This window comes from Lysinibacillus sp. GbtcB16 (assembly GCF_019091145.1).
GTDB lineage: Bacteria > Bacillota > Bacilli > Bacillales_A > Planococcaceae > Lysinibacillus > Lysinibacillus fusiformis.
Genome location: NZ_JAGXJV010000002.1, coordinates 15,478 through 29,131, shown reverse-complemented (window position 1 = coordinate 29,131; position 13,654 = coordinate 15,478). Strand labels below are relative to the sequence as shown.

Below are 13,654 nucleotides of genomic sequence, written 5' to 3'. Positions count from 1 at the left end.
TTATAAGGTTATATTGTAGATGCTTCTTGCTGAATAGCTTTCCATAAATGACATGATACTTGATGGGTTGCTGTCACCGTATCGAGTGTTGGTTGCTCTTCTGCACATTTGTCTGTGGCAAAACGACAACGTTTATGGAAAGCACAGCCACTCGGAGGATTCACGGGACTTGGAACATCCCCTGTTAAAATAATTCGTTCCTTTGTATCAAAAGGATTTTCCTTAGGGATAGCTGATAACAAAGCCTGTGTATAAGGGTGTTGAGGGTGATCATAAATTTCTTTATATGTGCCCATTTCAACAATTTTGCCTAAATACATCACTGCAATGCGATCACACATATAATTCACGACATTGAGATCATGTGAAATAAAAATATAGGTTAAACCAAAATCTTTCTGTAAATCTTTTAATAGATTGATGACTTGTGCCTGTACAGATACATCTAAGGCGGATACAGGTTCATCACAAACAACTATATCCGGTTGAAGTGCAAGCGCCCGTGCAATATTAATGCGTTGCCTTTGTCCTCCTGAAAACTCATGGGGATAGCGCTTTGCATGATAAGCACTCAACCCTACTGTTTCAAGTAGCTCCATGACACGCTTTTTACGTGATGATTCATCACCTATCCCATGTATCACTAATGGTTCAGCAATTAAATATTCAATCGTTTTACGAGGATCTAGTGATGCATAGGGATTTTGGAAAACCATTTGTATCGATTTTCGAGCAGAGCGAATATCCTTCGTATTTAAGCTTGCTAAATCGGTTCCCTTAAACTCAACGATACCCTCAGTTGGTGCTATTAATTGGTTGATTAAACGAGCAACCGTCGATTTCCCACAGCCCGATTCACCCACAATCCCAAGTGTTTCTCCTTTAAATAATTCAAAGCTTACTCCATCTACTGCTTTCACAAATTGTGTGGACTTTCTAAAAGGAATTGAGCTCTTAATAGGAAAATGCTTTTTTAAATTATTTACCTTTAAGATCAATTCATTGGGCTGTTGCATGAAAAACCCCCACCTTTCTAGCGACAATTTGATCTTTTGATTGCAAATGGCAGGCTACAAAATGATTGTCCTGAACTTCCACTAAATCGGGTATTGTACTATGGCATAGATCCGTTGCTAAAGGGCAGCGAGCTGCAAAATGACAACCACTTTGTGGCATGGTTAGATCGGGTGGACTTCCTGGGATGGCTGGCAACCTTTGCTGTCCTTGAGTCCCCATCGTAATCTGCGACTCTAATAAACCCCAAGTATAGGGGTGTAATGGTTTTTCATAGAGCTGCCTTGTTGTAGTCGACTCCACTGTACGACCTGCATACATGACATTCACTTTGTCACAAAGCTCCCAAACTACACCTAAATCATGCGTAATCATAATAATGGCCGTATCATGTTCTTGCTGTAATTTTTTCATCAAATCAAGAATTTGAGCCTGTACAGTTACATCCAATGCTGTAGTGGGCTCATCAGCAATAAGTAGCTTTGGATTACAAGCAAGCGCGATAGCAATCATGACACGTTGACGCATCCCACCTGAAAATTCATGAGGATACATTTTCAAACGCTTTTCCGGCTCCGGTATCCCTACCATTTTCAGCATATCCACAGCTTTTATTGCTGCATCCTTCTTGGATATATGCTCATGCGCTTGGATCACTTCTAAAATTTGATTGCCCACTGTTAAAACGGGATTTAGACTCGTAATAGGGTCTTGAAAAATCATCGACATTTCATTACCTCTGACATTCCGCATTTCCTTTTCTGAAATCCCTATTAAATCACGCCCATTAAAACGAATTACTCCGTTCGTTATTTTTCCTGGCGGAGATGGAATTAAACGCATGAGAGCAGTGGCAGTAACACTTTTTCCCGATCCAGACTCGCCAACAATTCCTAGCGTTTCCTTCTTATTTAATTGTAAATTAACTCCATTAACAGCTTTCATTGTAGAGCCACCACTCTTAAATTCTACTGTCAAGTTTTCTACATCTAGTAAACGTTCAGTCATGACGCCATCCCCTTTCATTAAACTTTCATTTTCGGATCTAATGCATCACGTAATCCATCTCCTAACAGGTTTATACCAAGGACTGTTAATAAAATACAGATACCTGAAAATGTCGCCATTTGAGGATTTAATACTAAAAAGTCTTTACCATCCTTTAAAATGCTACCCCATGAGGCTGTTGGAGGCTGTACCCCTAACCCTAAAAAGCTAAGTGCAGCCTCCGAAATAATAGCGCCTGCTGTACTCATCGTTCCATAGACAATCAATGGAGCTAAACAGTTGGGGAGTATATGACTAAAAATGATTCGTGAATGTGTCGCCCCTAAAGAATGCGTCACCTCAATAAACTCTTCTTCTTTTACACTTAAAACCTGACCACGAACAAGCCTAGCAAACCCCGGAATATTGGCTATACCAATAGCAACTATAACGTTTACAAGTCCTTGTCCTAATACTGTCATTAGCGTAATAGCTAATAAAATGAATGGAAAGGCGAAAAGGCCATCCATCGTGCGCATGATAATGGAATCACTACGCCCTCCAAAATATCCCGCAACAAGACCGAGTAATGTCCCAAACACAGCACCAAATAACACTGCTGCAATTCCGACAATCATAGATATTCGCGTTCCATAAACTAAACGACTAAACAAATCTCGACCATAGTTATCCGTTCCAAGCAAATGTCCTTCGGTATTCATGGGTAAAAATGATTTACCAACAGTCATTTCATTTGGTGGGTGGGTTGCAATTAATGGAGCGAAGATAGCAACAATGGCCATCAAGGTTACAATCACTAACCCAATAGTTGCTAATTTATTTTTAAGCAACTTTCGTAACAATGTATTTCTTTTTCTAGTTTCATTGACAACTGCTTGAGTCATTGTTATTTCTTCCCTCCATTCGATTCAAGATTGACCTTTGGATTCACAACCTTATACAACACATCAACGATTAAGTTAATAAGGACAAAGATAAAGGCAATGAAAATAACTGTACCTTGTACAACGACAAAGTCACGTTTATCTATCGCATCTACAATCAGTCGACCCATCCCAGGCCAGCTAAAAATCGTTTCTGTTAAAACGGCACCACCTAGTAAATTAGAAATTTGCATACCTAGTACCGTTAAGATTGGCGTTAAAGCATTTTTAAACGCATGCTTCCCAATAACCAAATATTCTTTTATGCCCTTAGAGCGTGCTGTTTTAATATAATCTTGTGAAATGACCTCTAGCATACTCGAACGTGTAATACGAGCGAAAGTCGCCATTGGAATTGTTGCTAAAGCAAAGGCTGGTAAAATTAAATGCTTTAAATATGACCAAAAACCTTCACTCATATTCCCCATTCCAGTCGCAGGGAACCAGCCAAGATTGACACTAAAGAATAAGACAAGCATGATTCCTAACCAAAAAATTGGCATGGATACTCCTACTAGTGACACAAGCATGACCACATAATCAATGATCGTATTTTGTTTTCTAGCTGCCAATATACCTGCTGGGATTCCAATTACGACAGCTATTAATAAGGCTGCTAGTGCAAGTACAACTGTATTTGGGAATCTTTCGATAATAAGTCCCAAAACAGACTCACTATAAGAATACGAATAACCCAAATTTAACTGCGCTAAGTCGCCTACATATGAAATAAATTGTGAAGGCATTGACTTATTTAATCCTAGTTCTTCTCTTAAATTCTCTACATCTTCCACACTAGCCTGGGGACCAAGCATGACAGAAGCCGGATCACCGGGAATCATTCGCGTAATAATAAATACGATGATACCCACTACTAACAGTGTTGGAATAAGGTTTACTAACCTTCTTAAAATAAATGAGCCCATCTTATTAAGACCTCCTTTTCATTATTAGAATCAGTGGTTCATATTGTGAATAACTAAATACTACACCTAGCGATAATTATTTGTAAATATATTTTTTCTGAATTTTTTTAATTTTATATTTACTTCCTGTTTACAAATGTGCTACTTTTATTTCGAACCTACCATTTTTGAATCAACGGTTCATATTGTGAAACAAAATAAAGGAGGCTAGCACGGATGAAGAAAATAAACGTAAAAAAATCTTTCCTACTTTTCTTTTTAACTTTAATGATTGCTGTTTTAGCTGCTTGTGGTGGTAATACAGAAAAAAATGACTCATCAGATGAAAAAGATGGAGAAGTGACTTCTGGAGGCTCATTAAATGTTGGTCTTTCAGCGAATGCCAAAACGTTTGACCCGATCAAATATACGGGGGTTTATGAATCACAGGTAATGCGTCAAATGGGTGATACTTTAGTTGTGTATAACAAAGATCTGTCGGATATTATCCCCTCTTTAGCAACGGAATGGAAAGTATCAGATGATATGTTAGTGTATACGTTCCAATTACGTGAGGGTGTAAAATTCCAAAAGGGACAATACCAAGATGGTCGTGAGATGACAGCTGAAGATGTGAAATATTCATTAGAACGTTCTGCTAAGGAATCGGCTATGAATCGGCTTAGTGGCGTGACAGAGGTTAAGGTACTATCTGATTATGAAGTAGAGATTCACTTAGCTACTCCTAATGCTGCCCTACTTGCTATGCTAACTGATGCTGGGAATATCATTATTCCAAAAGAAGAGATTGAAGGATGGGGCGATAAATTTTCTGAGCATTTCGTTGGTACCGGTCCATTCCAGCTAACTGAATGGAAAAAAGACCAGGAAGTAAAACTGGCACGCCATGAAAATTATTGGGGAGACAAGCCAAATCTCGACCATTTAACAATGAAATTTATATCCGACCAGAATATGATGACCAATGCATTACGTTCAGGTGATATTGATATCGCGATGGACGTAAAAGGCCAAAATCGAGAAATTATCAATCAAGATAGTAATCTTGAGCTGTTAACAAATCCGGGCTTATCCATTGTTTACCTGGATCTCAACAATAAAGTAGGTCCAACTGCTGACAAGCGTGTACGTGAAGCCATTTATATGGCAACAAATGTTGAGGAAATCATTTCAGGTGTTAATCAATGGGGTGGTGGTGATGTTTCCTATTTACCATTACCTCCAGGTTCTTGGGGCTATGATAAATCCTTAGTCGATATGGTACCGAAATATAATCCTGAAGAAGCTAAAAAATTATTAGCGGATGCCGGCTATGCTGACGGCTTCAAAACAGAAATTTACGTATCAGAGGCACGTGTTCCTTACGCAACGATTTTCCAAAGTCAATTGAAGAAAAATTTAAATATAGATGTTGAAATTAAAGTCCTTGAATGGGGTACTTACAGTGATACAGTAGCAAAGGGCAATGCTCCAATGAATATTGGTGGGTGGACTTGGTATCCAGATCCATATTTCTTCCTCTATCAATTATTCCACACAAATCAAATCGGAGCGTTAGGTAATGGTAAAGGCTACAGCAATCCAGAGGTTGATAAATTATTGGAGCGTGCTGTATCCGAAACAGTCGTACAAGAAGAACGAGCAAAATTATACCAAGAGGCATTAAAACTAATACTAGCGGATGTTCCTCGTATCGAATTAGAAGCAACGCAAACTGTTGCAGGCGTAAATAAACATGTACAGGGCTTTGAAGTTTCAGCTGATAACTCTGTTCAAATTGTTCATCCAAATGGTACGAACGTATCCATTTCAAAATAACTCAACTAGAAAAGTGGAGATTCTTGTCTCCGCTTTTCTCTTCATAAGGAGAGATCTGATCCGATGACTCGATATATAAATGGGCTTGTCTTTAACTCTGACACGCGTAGCTTTGATAAACAGTCATTCCAAGTGCAAGGAGAATATTTCGAACAAGCTACACATACTGCCGAGAATGAAATAAATTTAGATGGCTATTATATTACTCCTGGCCTTATCGATAGTTGTTCACAAATTGGTTTAGCTGAAATTGGCATTCGATGGGAAGGTGATGATAGCTATGAATTTGATTCGCACTTACAATATTCAGTTATTGATGGCATTTACCCCTTTGATGGTGCCTTTCAAAAGTCTGTCTCACATGGGGTTACAGCATCGCATATTGTTCCTTCTCCCAAAAGCTTAATTGGTGCCAAAACGGCTATCATTCATCATACACATACAACGGTAGATGAAATGATGATTGCAAAAGATGTTGCATATTCCTTTTCTATCGGGCACCAAGCAAAAAGTACATTTTTTGCTGAAAAGAAAAAGCCATTGACTCGTATGGGCATTGCTAAAATCTTAAGGGACACACTCCAACAAATTCAACAACAGGAACCTTCCATCCATAAAATTGTTGTACGGGCCCATAAAGCTGTCGATATTGAATTAATTCATCGACTACAACAAGAATTTAACAATGCTTTTGACTTTCATATTATTCATGGCACGGAAATTCCTCTTGTTGAAGAGACAGCTTTCCATACGGTTATTGCTGGGCCGACATTCCGTTATATTGAGCATAATGAGATGATGGAGCTTTCACCAAAGCTGTATCGTCAGCTATTCACTCAAACAATTCCATTTGTTTTTTGTACAGATCACCCAGTTAGTAGCACATCCCATCTAACATTAGAAGGTTGTTTAGCTGTAAGAGAAGGTATGTCACGCTCCGATGTTCTCTATACATTGACAACGGGCGCTGCTAACTTCCTTGGCATTGCCCATAAAACTGGTGCTATTCGTGATGGCCTTTATGCTGATTTTGTAATCTGGGATAAACATCCATTAAATTTAGATGCACAGGTTATCGCTACTTTTATTAAAGGGGAAAAAGTTTATGCAACGGAAGAAGGTATGTCAAAATGAACATTTATCATCATGCAACGTTTCTCACAGTTAATGAACAAAATGATATTTTTGAACAGCTATGGGTTGAAGACGGACGCATTGTTTATGTAGGGCCAGCCAAAGAAATCCCCCCTTATGCGCACTTAATCGATCTACAGGGAGCATATGTCACACCAGGATTAATTGATATCCATGCACATGTAGGAACATGGGCAGAAGTAACTGAAGATATTAATGATGCTAATGAATATAGCGAACCATTTACGCCGCTTATGCATGCTTTAGACAGTGTTGATATTCGCCATTTCTCCTTTCAACATGCCCTTGAAGGTGGCGTGACAACTGTACAAACTGGTCCGGGTAGTGCCAATGTTATTGGTGGTATTTGGAGTATCCTGAAAACAGCAGGTCCCACTCTCGCTTCTCGCGTCCTAGTAGAACGAAGTGGATTAAAAGGAGCCTTAGGGGAAAATCCAAAGAACGTCTTTGGCAATCAATATAAACGAAAGCCAATGACCCGTATGGCGATTGCTCAGCTGCTACGGGATGGCTTCCAACGGGCTAGTCTGCTGAATGAACAGGAGCAAGCTGAAGAGGTATCCCAAAATTCCGAATTACGACCATTTATTGAGGTACTCCGTGGAGAAATGCCCCTTCGTCTTCATTGCCATAGAGCAGATGATATTATGACCGCTATACGAATTGCCAAAGAATTTAATGTGAAGCTCCATTTAGAGCATTGTACAGAAGGCTATCTTATTATTGATGCAGTAAAAAATAGTGGATTCCATGCAACACTTGGTCCCTATATGTTAACCCCATCTAAATATGAAACCCGGCATTCTACACCAGCTATTGCTGCGATATTTAAGGAGCATAGTATTCCTTTTGCTATCATGACAGATCATCCCTTTGTACCCATTCAGTACTTAAAGTATTGCGCCTCTGAAGCAATTCGTTATGGGTTAGATGAACAAACAGCTTTAAAAAGCATTACGATACATGCCGCTAAGCTTGTACAGCTTGATCATCGAATTGGTAGTCTTGAGGAAGGTAAAGATGCTGATTTTGTTGTGTGGTCTCACCCTATTTTTGAAACCGAAGCGAAAGTACTACAAACATATGTAAACGGAGAAAAATATTTTGAAGCGGAGGAAGCACAATGGAACACTCAAAAATTGCCATTGTAACTATTGGTCAAGCTCCTCGTAAAGATATGGCGGAGGATATTCAGCATTTAAGACAAGATGGCCTCCATGTTCATGAATTTGGTGTCCTTGATTCCCTATCACCATCTGAAATTGCAGCGCTATCTCCCTCACAGGAAGACACTGATGTTTTAGTGACTCTCCTGACAAATGGTCAGCAGGTAAGGTTAAGTAAAGCAAAGCTCATGCCTTATATTCAGCAATGCCTTCATGATCTCCATGGCTTTACTTGGATTTTACTAATGTGTACAGGCGATTTTACCAATAAACTATCCTTTAAAAATCTTTTACTCCCGGATCGTATGATGACTAATTTAGTGAAAGGCCTTCATACGGAATTAACCATTGGTTTAATAGGCCCTGAGCCTGATCAACAAATAACGGTTGCAGAAAAATGGCAAAAAGCGCATTTTGACGTGAACTTCTCAGCAAGTTCACCTTATTACTTTAATGCACACGATTTATTAGCAAAGGCACAGCAATTAGAATATGAGGGTGCTGATTTGCTCATTCTTGATTGTATGGGCTATTCCACGCCGATGAAAAAAATGATTAAACATCAACTGAATATACCTGTCATCGTCCCACGTGAAGCTGTTTTTACTATATTAAAGGCAATATGTTAATATCCTCTACTGAGGTGATTGATTTTCACTGAGAGTGGCGACACTCAAAGTGAAAATCAATCCCCATTAGACTCTCTTATTGAAATAAGGTAGCTGCTCCACAAATGACTTCGTTTCCTCATCTCCATACTCATGAACTAATGCATAAATTTTCATCAATCTTAAATCAATTTCATCATTTTCTCTATCTAAGTGATATTGGATATACGGTAACTGTGCACGCCACGCATTGGAAATTTCTAGTAATTGCATTTGCTGAAAAATTTTCTCAAAAACATCTAATGCTTGTCGATCCACATTCAGTTCAAAATTCCAAGGCCCTGCATATGGATTCGTATAATAGGTTCTATTGGCAAGTGAAAAATATACACGCTGACGATCCATCATTACGATTCACTCCTTTTCCCATAGTATGGAGAGAATGATGTTGTTTTATTCTTTGGAATGTCAAACTTCCTTCACAATTAAAATGCCCATATCACTTATAATAAGTATGATGAACAAAGAACGGAGTGAGTATGATGAGTTTAACTACGCTCTTAATCGTCGCAATCATCATCGTTATTATTATCACTATTGCGACAGTTATCAGTGTCAACCGTGCCTATGCTTTTAAACATACCGTTGATGAAAAACCTAAACAAAGCTATCATCAAGAGGAGAACTAGCAAGTCATTCATTATTTATAAATTTTATTAATTGAATTTGGAGTGAAAGCAATGGGTGTACCATTACCAATTATTATTATGATTGCTATGATGATGTTAATGTTCGGTCTTTCTGTCATTTTCATTATCAAGAAAAAAAATACTATCTTTACGCAAACAATTGACGCAAAGCCAGAACAATTTACATCGCAACAAGAGGAAGAACAACGATGAAATATCCCTTTATTTGGCTCATTAAGTTTTACAGAAAATACATCTCACCTATGACGCCACCTACTTGTCGTTTCCATCCCACATGTTCTTCTTATGGCCTCGAAGCTTTTCAAAAGCATGGGGCGCTAAAAGGTTTTATTCTAACTATTACACGTATATCCAAATGCCATCCTTTTCATCCTGGTGGCTTTGATCCAGTGCCAGAAAAATGGCCTTCGAAAAAGAATTAATTTTCGGAGGTCATTTTTTCTTGTACTTTTTGAAGTTGTGCGTTATTATAATAACTGTTCTAAAAAATAAATCGTAATGGTTACTATTTAAGAAAGGGATTATATTATATGAAAAAAGTTTATGTATTATTGCTAGTCACAGTTCTTGCCCTGTTTACCGCTGCTTGCGGAGATCAATCATCTACTTCCCCAAAATCTTCTAATGAGACGGATAAATTAACAATTTATACTACTGTTTATCCTTTAAGCTATTTTGCACAGCGTATTGGCGGTGACTTTGTGGATGTTTCTTCTATTTATCCTGCGGGTGCTAATGAACATACATTTGAACCAACACAAAAGGATATGATGAAATTAGCAGATGCTACTATCTTTTTCTATATTGGCTTAGGACTTGAGGGCTTTGTTGAAAATGCTAAAAAGACTTTAGCCAATGAAGATGTCACAATGGTGGCAACTGCTGATGAGGTATCTGATGAAAAATTAGCTATCAGCACAGGTCATGTGCATGCTGAAGATGAACACCATGACCATGAGCATGCGACAACAGAAGAAGAACACGATCATGCAGAAGAAGATCACGGACATGACGACCATGAGCATGGAGATATCGACCCTCATGTTTGGCTGTCTCCAACAATTAGTCAGGATTTAGCACTTGCTATTAAAAACACGTTAGTTGAAAAAATGCCTGCACAAGAATCTACTTTTAATCAAAATTACGAGGCATTGGTAAAAGAATTACAAGATTTAGATGGTGAATTTAAAGCAATGGCTGATCAAGCACAAAATAAAACATTTTTTGTATCTCATGCAGCATTCGGCTATATTGCAGGTCAATACGGTCTAACACAAGTACCTATCGCTGGCTTAAATTCTCAAAATGAACCATCACAAAAAGAACTAACATCGATTGTTGATAAAGCTAATGAATTGCATATTCACTATATTTTATTTGAACAAAATGTCTCTTCTAAATTAGCAGAGGTCATTCAAAAAGAAGTTGGTGCAGAATCACTTGTATTGCATAATTTAAGTGTATTAACGGCCGACGATGAAAAAAATAAGGAAACTTACTTCACATTGATGAAGAAAAACATTCAAACATTAGATAAAGCTTTAAGCAGTCAATAATTGATTGAAAGAAGGAGGTGCCCCGAAACTGGATGGGACACCTCCTTTATTATGACGTATTTTTCTTGCGGCATTTGTTTTTCTGTTCGCTCAATCGATAGGAACCGCTTCGTTGTTTGGGACACTTGAATTTCTTTTGAATGAGGCACTAGGAAAGCCACCATACTTTCTACTAAAATCGTTGCCCATTCATTAACGTCAAAAGAATCTATAGTGTTTGAATCGTTCTGGTTTTGTGAAACAAATTTTGTAGGCTTTTCTATGAATGGTTTGTTGGCTAGCCTATTTTCGTCCATTATAGATATACCCTTATTTGGATTAAAACCTTCATGCAAAGGCGTTGTTACACTTTGTCTTTTTGTTACTTCCTGCATTTCAGAATATTTCTCACTTGTTGCAGCTGGAAAGCTTGCATAATCCCATGTATGATCCTGTGATAATTGGCGATCCGACACTAGGAAGTATTGATAACGTACTTCCCCCTTCCGGTCAGGTAATGGATCATCCCACGTCACATCGATATGATACCAATTATGATCAAGTTTCACTAATACCCAGGCATGGAGCTGCTCGCCCACTTTTCCAGGTACATATTGCACCTCAAAGCCCAGCATTTCTAGCATTCGAAAAAGCACTAATGCATATGCCTGACAGACTCCCTTATTTTCTGTCAGTAGCGTGTAAGGGGAATATTGACTTCCTTCTGTTTCTTTTGAATATTCCGCAGTTAGAACAATAAAATCATGTGCAGCCTGTAATTTTTGTATGTCGCTTAATCCTTGCATAGGTGCAATAATATCCGTCAATGTTTGCTCGACAATTGCTTCCTCTGTTTGTGAAAGATGATAGGTAAATGTAAAAGCAATAGCTATATTTTTGTTATAACCATCATACTTCCATTTAAAGCTAGAAATATTAGTATAAATATAAGAGTTTTGAATCGCACCTTTCGTAATGTCTGTTAGTTCATCTTTAATATCAGATATGTCACCAGTATAGTAAATAGAGAATTCCGTTGATAGCTGCATAACTTCTTTATTAATGAGAGATTGTAGTGTTTTAATTGAATCAGCAGTTGCTACATCATCTTTTTCATAGTTTGCAAAAACTTGCACATGACTCATTTGTAGAACAAATAATATAATGACAGCATTATATATATATTTCCTCATATGAGTCATTCTCCTTTACTAAATAGTTTATGCCTCTCCTTTTTTATTATGTTAATGAATGATTAATTTCATGCTAAAAGTTCAAATATTTACAAAATAAAAAGAAGCCTAGCGTACAAAAGGCTTCTTTTTTACGTGTATTTTATTGTAGTAATTTTCGTCTAAGCAGCTTATCTGCTCCGTTTCGTGGGAGACTGTTTGTTATAATAATTTCCTTTGGCAACTTATATTTAGCCAGCTTCTGTTGACAGAAAGCTTGTAAATGTTCGACAGATACTTGATCATTCAACACAACAAAAGCAACCGGTACTTGTCCCCATTGCTTATCATCGGCACCACATACACCCGCCTCCTTAACAGCTGGATGCATAAGCAGTACATTCTCTATTTCTGCGGGATATATATTTTCTCCACCAGAAATTATCAAATCTGCTCTGCGATCTATGACAAATAAATAACCATCTTCATCTAGATAGCCAATATCTCCCGTATACAACCAGCCATCTCGCGTGGCGCTTTTTTGTGCAAAACGGCCGATATAGCCAGGTGTAACATGGGGTCCTCTAATGCAAATTTCTCCTTCGCCTTGCGTGTTGGGTTCTACAATTTTGATTTGATTAAAAAATAAAGGCTTTCCGGCAGAGCCAATTTTCCGAATCGCATCCTCACTTGCTAATGTAGCTGTTTGTGAGGAGGTTTCCGTCATACCATATGTTTGAGCTACAGCTAAGTTTAACGTATGTGCTCGCGCTAAGTAGTCAGCTGGCACTGGTCCTCCACCAGCAAGCATTAATTTAAAACGGGAGGAAGCTTTAGCTTTATGTTGCTCCAACGTATGTAAAATTCTTTCCAACGTCACAGCTACAACTGACATATGCGTTACTTCACCATTCATAATATGATCCGTAATAGCTTCTACATCAAAATGATCATATAAATAGACTTGATTGCCATATAACAGTGAACGCACTAATATCGAAAATCCACTAATATGGAATAATGGAACAGCACATAGCCAAACATCGTCAGCCTGTAGGCCAATATTTAAAACCGAGGCCGTTGCACTAGCCTGATGGTTACCTACCGTTTGACGGACCCCCTTTGGAAAGCCTGTTGTCCCAGAGGTATACATAATTGTTGTTGTTTGATCCAAAGGCCATTCCTTTCCTATATCGAATGTACCTTCTTCCCCCTCTTCAATCGTTGAAAATAAATAATGAGCCGTATTTGCAGGCAACTTATTTACATCTTCATCCGCAATCAATACGGCAACTGCCTCAGAATCCGCTAACTGGTAGCCAAGTTCATCCTGTGACAACCTACGATTTAGCATAACCATCTCACATTGTAGATGCATGCAAGCATACATGGTAATTACAAGCTCTGGTTTACTTGGCCCCATGATGGCAATCCGATCACCCCGCTTTATACCCAGTCCCACTAATTGGCGAGCACGCTTACTAGATAAATCATTCAACTCTAAAAAAGTCCAACTTTGTTCTTTATAAGTTAATGCCTTACGTAACGGTGTTAAATAGGCACGCTGTATAATCCAATTCGGATACATATTTGTCACTCCAATCACCCTACATCTTAAC

Annotated in this window: 15 protein-coding genes; 8 read left to right on the top strand and 7 right to left on the bottom strand. The window is 38.3% G+C overall.

Translation table 11 applies throughout. The features are described from left to right. Positions 1 to 8 precede the first annotated feature (8 nt). From KVT27_RS12100 to KVT27_RS12085, 4 genes are read right to left on the bottom strand one after another with little or no spacing between them, the layout of a single operon-like run. Positions 9 to 1,016 carry an ABC transporter ATP-binding protein gene (locus KVT27_RS12100; protein WP_036119758.1) on the bottom strand — a complete coding sequence of 336 codons (1,008 nt, stop codon included), beginning with the start codon at positions 1,014 to 1,016 and terminating at the stop codon, positions 9 to 11. Further along, complete coding sequence (locus KVT27_RS12095; RefSeq protein ID WP_036119761.1) at positions 1,000 to 2,022, bottom strand: ABC transporter ATP-binding protein; 1,023 nt, start codon at positions 2,020 to 2,022, stop codon at positions 1,000 to 1,002. The genes KVT27_RS12100 and KVT27_RS12095 overlap by 17 nt, the downstream gene beginning before the upstream one ends. Before the next feature lie 17 nt (positions 2,023 to 2,039). Beyond that, positions 2,040 to 2,906, bottom strand: coding sequence for an ABC transporter permease (locus tag KVT27_RS12090; protein WP_208705379.1), 867 nt, complete (start codon positions 2,904 to 2,906; stop codon positions 2,040 to 2,042). A 2-nt stretch (positions 2,907 to 2,908) separates the two neighbouring features. Next, positions 2,909 to 3,871 carry an ABC transporter permease gene (locus KVT27_RS12085; protein ID WP_008180362.1) on the bottom strand — a complete coding sequence of 321 codons (963 nt, stop codon included), beginning with the start codon at positions 3,869 to 3,871 and terminating at the stop codon, positions 2,909 to 2,911. A gap of 216 nt (positions 3,872 to 4,087) precedes the next feature. Here KVT27_RS12085 and KVT27_RS12080 point away from each other — a divergent pair, with 216 nt between their 5' ends. The 4 genes from KVT27_RS12080 to KVT27_RS12065 all read left to right on the top strand — a co-directional run bounded on the left by KVT27_RS12080 (position 4,088) and on the right by KVT27_RS12065 (position 8,639). Next, positions 4,088 to 5,689, top strand: a complete 1,602-nt coding sequence (locus KVT27_RS12080) for an ABC transporter substrate-binding protein (RefSeq protein WP_036119769.1) — start codon at positions 4,088 to 4,090, stop codon at positions 5,687 to 5,689. Positions 5,690 to 5,752: 63 nt separating this feature from the next. Continuing rightward, positions 5,753 to 6,823, top strand: a complete 1,071-nt coding sequence (locus KVT27_RS12075) for an amidohydrolase family protein (RefSeq protein ID WP_036119772.1) — start codon at positions 5,753 to 5,755, stop codon at positions 6,821 to 6,823. Then, a complete protein-coding gene (locus KVT27_RS12070; RefSeq protein WP_036119775.1) occupies positions 6,820 to 7,995 on the top strand; it encodes an amidohydrolase in 1,176 nt (391 codons plus the stop codon). The genes KVT27_RS12075 and KVT27_RS12070 overlap by 4 nt, the downstream gene beginning before the upstream one ends. Further along, complete coding sequence (locus tag KVT27_RS12065) at positions 7,968 to 8,639, top strand: AroM family protein (protein WP_036119777.1); 672 nt, start codon at positions 7,968 to 7,970, stop codon at positions 8,637 to 8,639. The genes KVT27_RS12070 and KVT27_RS12065 overlap by 28 nt, the downstream gene beginning before the upstream one ends. Positions 8,640 to 8,705: 66 nt before the next feature. Here KVT27_RS12065 and KVT27_RS12060 read toward each other — a convergent pair whose 3' ends face one another. Beyond that, a complete protein-coding gene (locus KVT27_RS12060; RefSeq protein WP_008180353.1) occupies positions 8,706 to 9,023 on the bottom strand; it encodes a hypothetical protein in 318 nt (105 codons plus the stop codon). 137 nt (positions 9,024 to 9,160) lie between these two features. Between KVT27_RS12060 and ytzI the strand changes: the two genes are divergently transcribed. The 4 genes from ytzI to KVT27_RS12040 all read left to right on the top strand — a co-directional run bounded on the left by ytzI (position 9,161) and on the right by KVT27_RS12040 (position 10,884). Further along, complete coding sequence (gene ytzI / locus KVT27_RS12055) at positions 9,161 to 9,307, top strand: YtzI protein (RefSeq protein ID WP_094029594.1); 147 nt, start codon at positions 9,161 to 9,163, stop codon at positions 9,305 to 9,307. A 51-nt stretch (positions 9,308 to 9,358) separates the two neighbouring features. After that, the gene (locus KVT27_RS12050; protein ID WP_191967658.1) at positions 9,359 to 9,520 is read left to right on the top strand and encodes a hypothetical protein; all 162 of its coding nucleotides are present in this window, start codon (positions 9,359 to 9,361) and stop codon (positions 9,518 to 9,520) included. Beyond that, positions 9,517 to 9,750, top strand: coding sequence for a membrane protein insertion efficiency factor YidD (yidD, locus tag KVT27_RS12045; protein ID WP_008180348.1), 234 nt, complete (start codon positions 9,517 to 9,519; stop codon positions 9,748 to 9,750). Before KVT27_RS12050 ends, yidD begins: the two co-directional genes overlap by 4 nt. Positions 9,751 to 9,858: 108 nt before the next feature. Next, positions 9,859 to 10,884, top strand: coding sequence for a metal ABC transporter solute-binding protein, Zn/Mn family (locus KVT27_RS12040; RefSeq protein WP_036119780.1), 1,026 nt, complete (start codon positions 9,859 to 9,861; stop codon positions 10,882 to 10,884). On the opposite strand, the gene KVT27_RS12035 is transcribed toward KVT27_RS12040, so the two are convergent. Next, the gene (locus KVT27_RS12035; protein ID WP_036149487.1) at positions 10,878 to 12,056 is read right to left on the bottom strand and encodes a transglutaminase domain-containing protein; all 1,179 of its coding nucleotides are present in this window, start codon (positions 12,054 to 12,056) and stop codon (positions 10,878 to 10,880) included. The two genes, KVT27_RS12040 and KVT27_RS12035, sit on opposite strands and share 7 nt — an antisense overlap. 142 nt (positions 12,057 to 12,198) lie before the next feature. Next, positions 12,199 to 13,623, bottom strand: a complete 1,425-nt coding sequence (locus KVT27_RS12030) for an o-succinylbenzoate--CoA ligase (protein ID WP_036149489.1) — start codon at positions 13,621 to 13,623, stop codon at positions 12,199 to 12,201. Positions 13,624 to 13,654 lie beyond the last annotated feature (31 nt).

Bases quoted from the DNA above. Each gene is read 5' to 3' on its own strand.
- KVT27_RS12075 (WP_036119772.1), top strand. From the start codon at position 5,753: ATGACTCGATATATAAATGGGCTTGTCTTTAACTCTGACACGCGTAGC.
- KVT27_RS12030 (WP_036149489.1), bottom strand. From the start codon at position 13,623: ATGTATCCGAATTGGATTATACAGCGTGCCTATTTAACACCGTTACGT.
- KVT27_RS12100 (WP_036119758.1), bottom strand. From the start codon at position 1,016: ATGCAACAGCCCAATGAATTGATCTTAAAGGTAAATAATTTAAAAAAG.
- KVT27_RS12035 (WP_036149487.1), bottom strand. From the start codon at position 12,056: ATGAGGAAATATATATATAATGCTGTCATTATATTATTTGTTCTACAA.
- KVT27_RS12065 (WP_036119777.1), top strand. From the start codon at position 7,968: ATGGAACACTCAAAAATTGCCATTGTAACTATTGGTCAAGCTCCTCGT.
- KVT27_RS12050 (WP_191967658.1), top strand. From the start codon at position 9,359: ATGGGTGTACCATTACCAATTATTATTATGATTGCTATGATGATGTTA.
- KVT27_RS12080 (WP_036119769.1), top strand. From the start codon at position 4,088: ATGAAGAAAATAAACGTAAAAAAATCTTTCCTACTTTTCTTTTTAACT.
- KVT27_RS12095 (WP_036119761.1), bottom strand. From the start codon at position 2,022: ATGACTGAACGTTTACTAGATGTAGAAAACTTGACAGTAGAATTTAAG.
- KVT27_RS12060 (WP_008180353.1), bottom strand. From the start codon at position 9,023: ATGGATCGTCAGCGTGTATATTTTTCACTTGCCAATAGAACCTATTAT.
- KVT27_RS12090 (WP_208705379.1), bottom strand. From the start codon at position 2,906: ATGACTCAAGCAGTTGTCAATGAAACTAGAAAAAGAAATACATTGTTA.
- yidD (WP_008180348.1), top strand. From the start codon at position 9,517: ATGAAATATCCCTTTATTTGGCTCATTAAGTTTTACAGAAAATACATC.
- ytzI (WP_094029594.1), top strand. From the start codon at position 9,161: ATGAGTTTAACTACGCTCTTAATCGTCGCAATCATCATCGTTATTATT.
- KVT27_RS12085 (WP_008180362.1), bottom strand. From the start codon at position 3,871: ATGGGCTCATTTATTTTAAGAAGGTTAGTAAACCTTATTCCAACACTG.
- KVT27_RS12040 (WP_036119780.1), top strand. From the start codon at position 9,859: ATGAAAAAAGTTTATGTATTATTGCTAGTCACAGTTCTTGCCCTGTTT.
- KVT27_RS12070 (WP_036119775.1), top strand. From the start codon at position 6,820: ATGAACATTTATCATCATGCAACGTTTCTCACAGTTAATGAACAAAAT.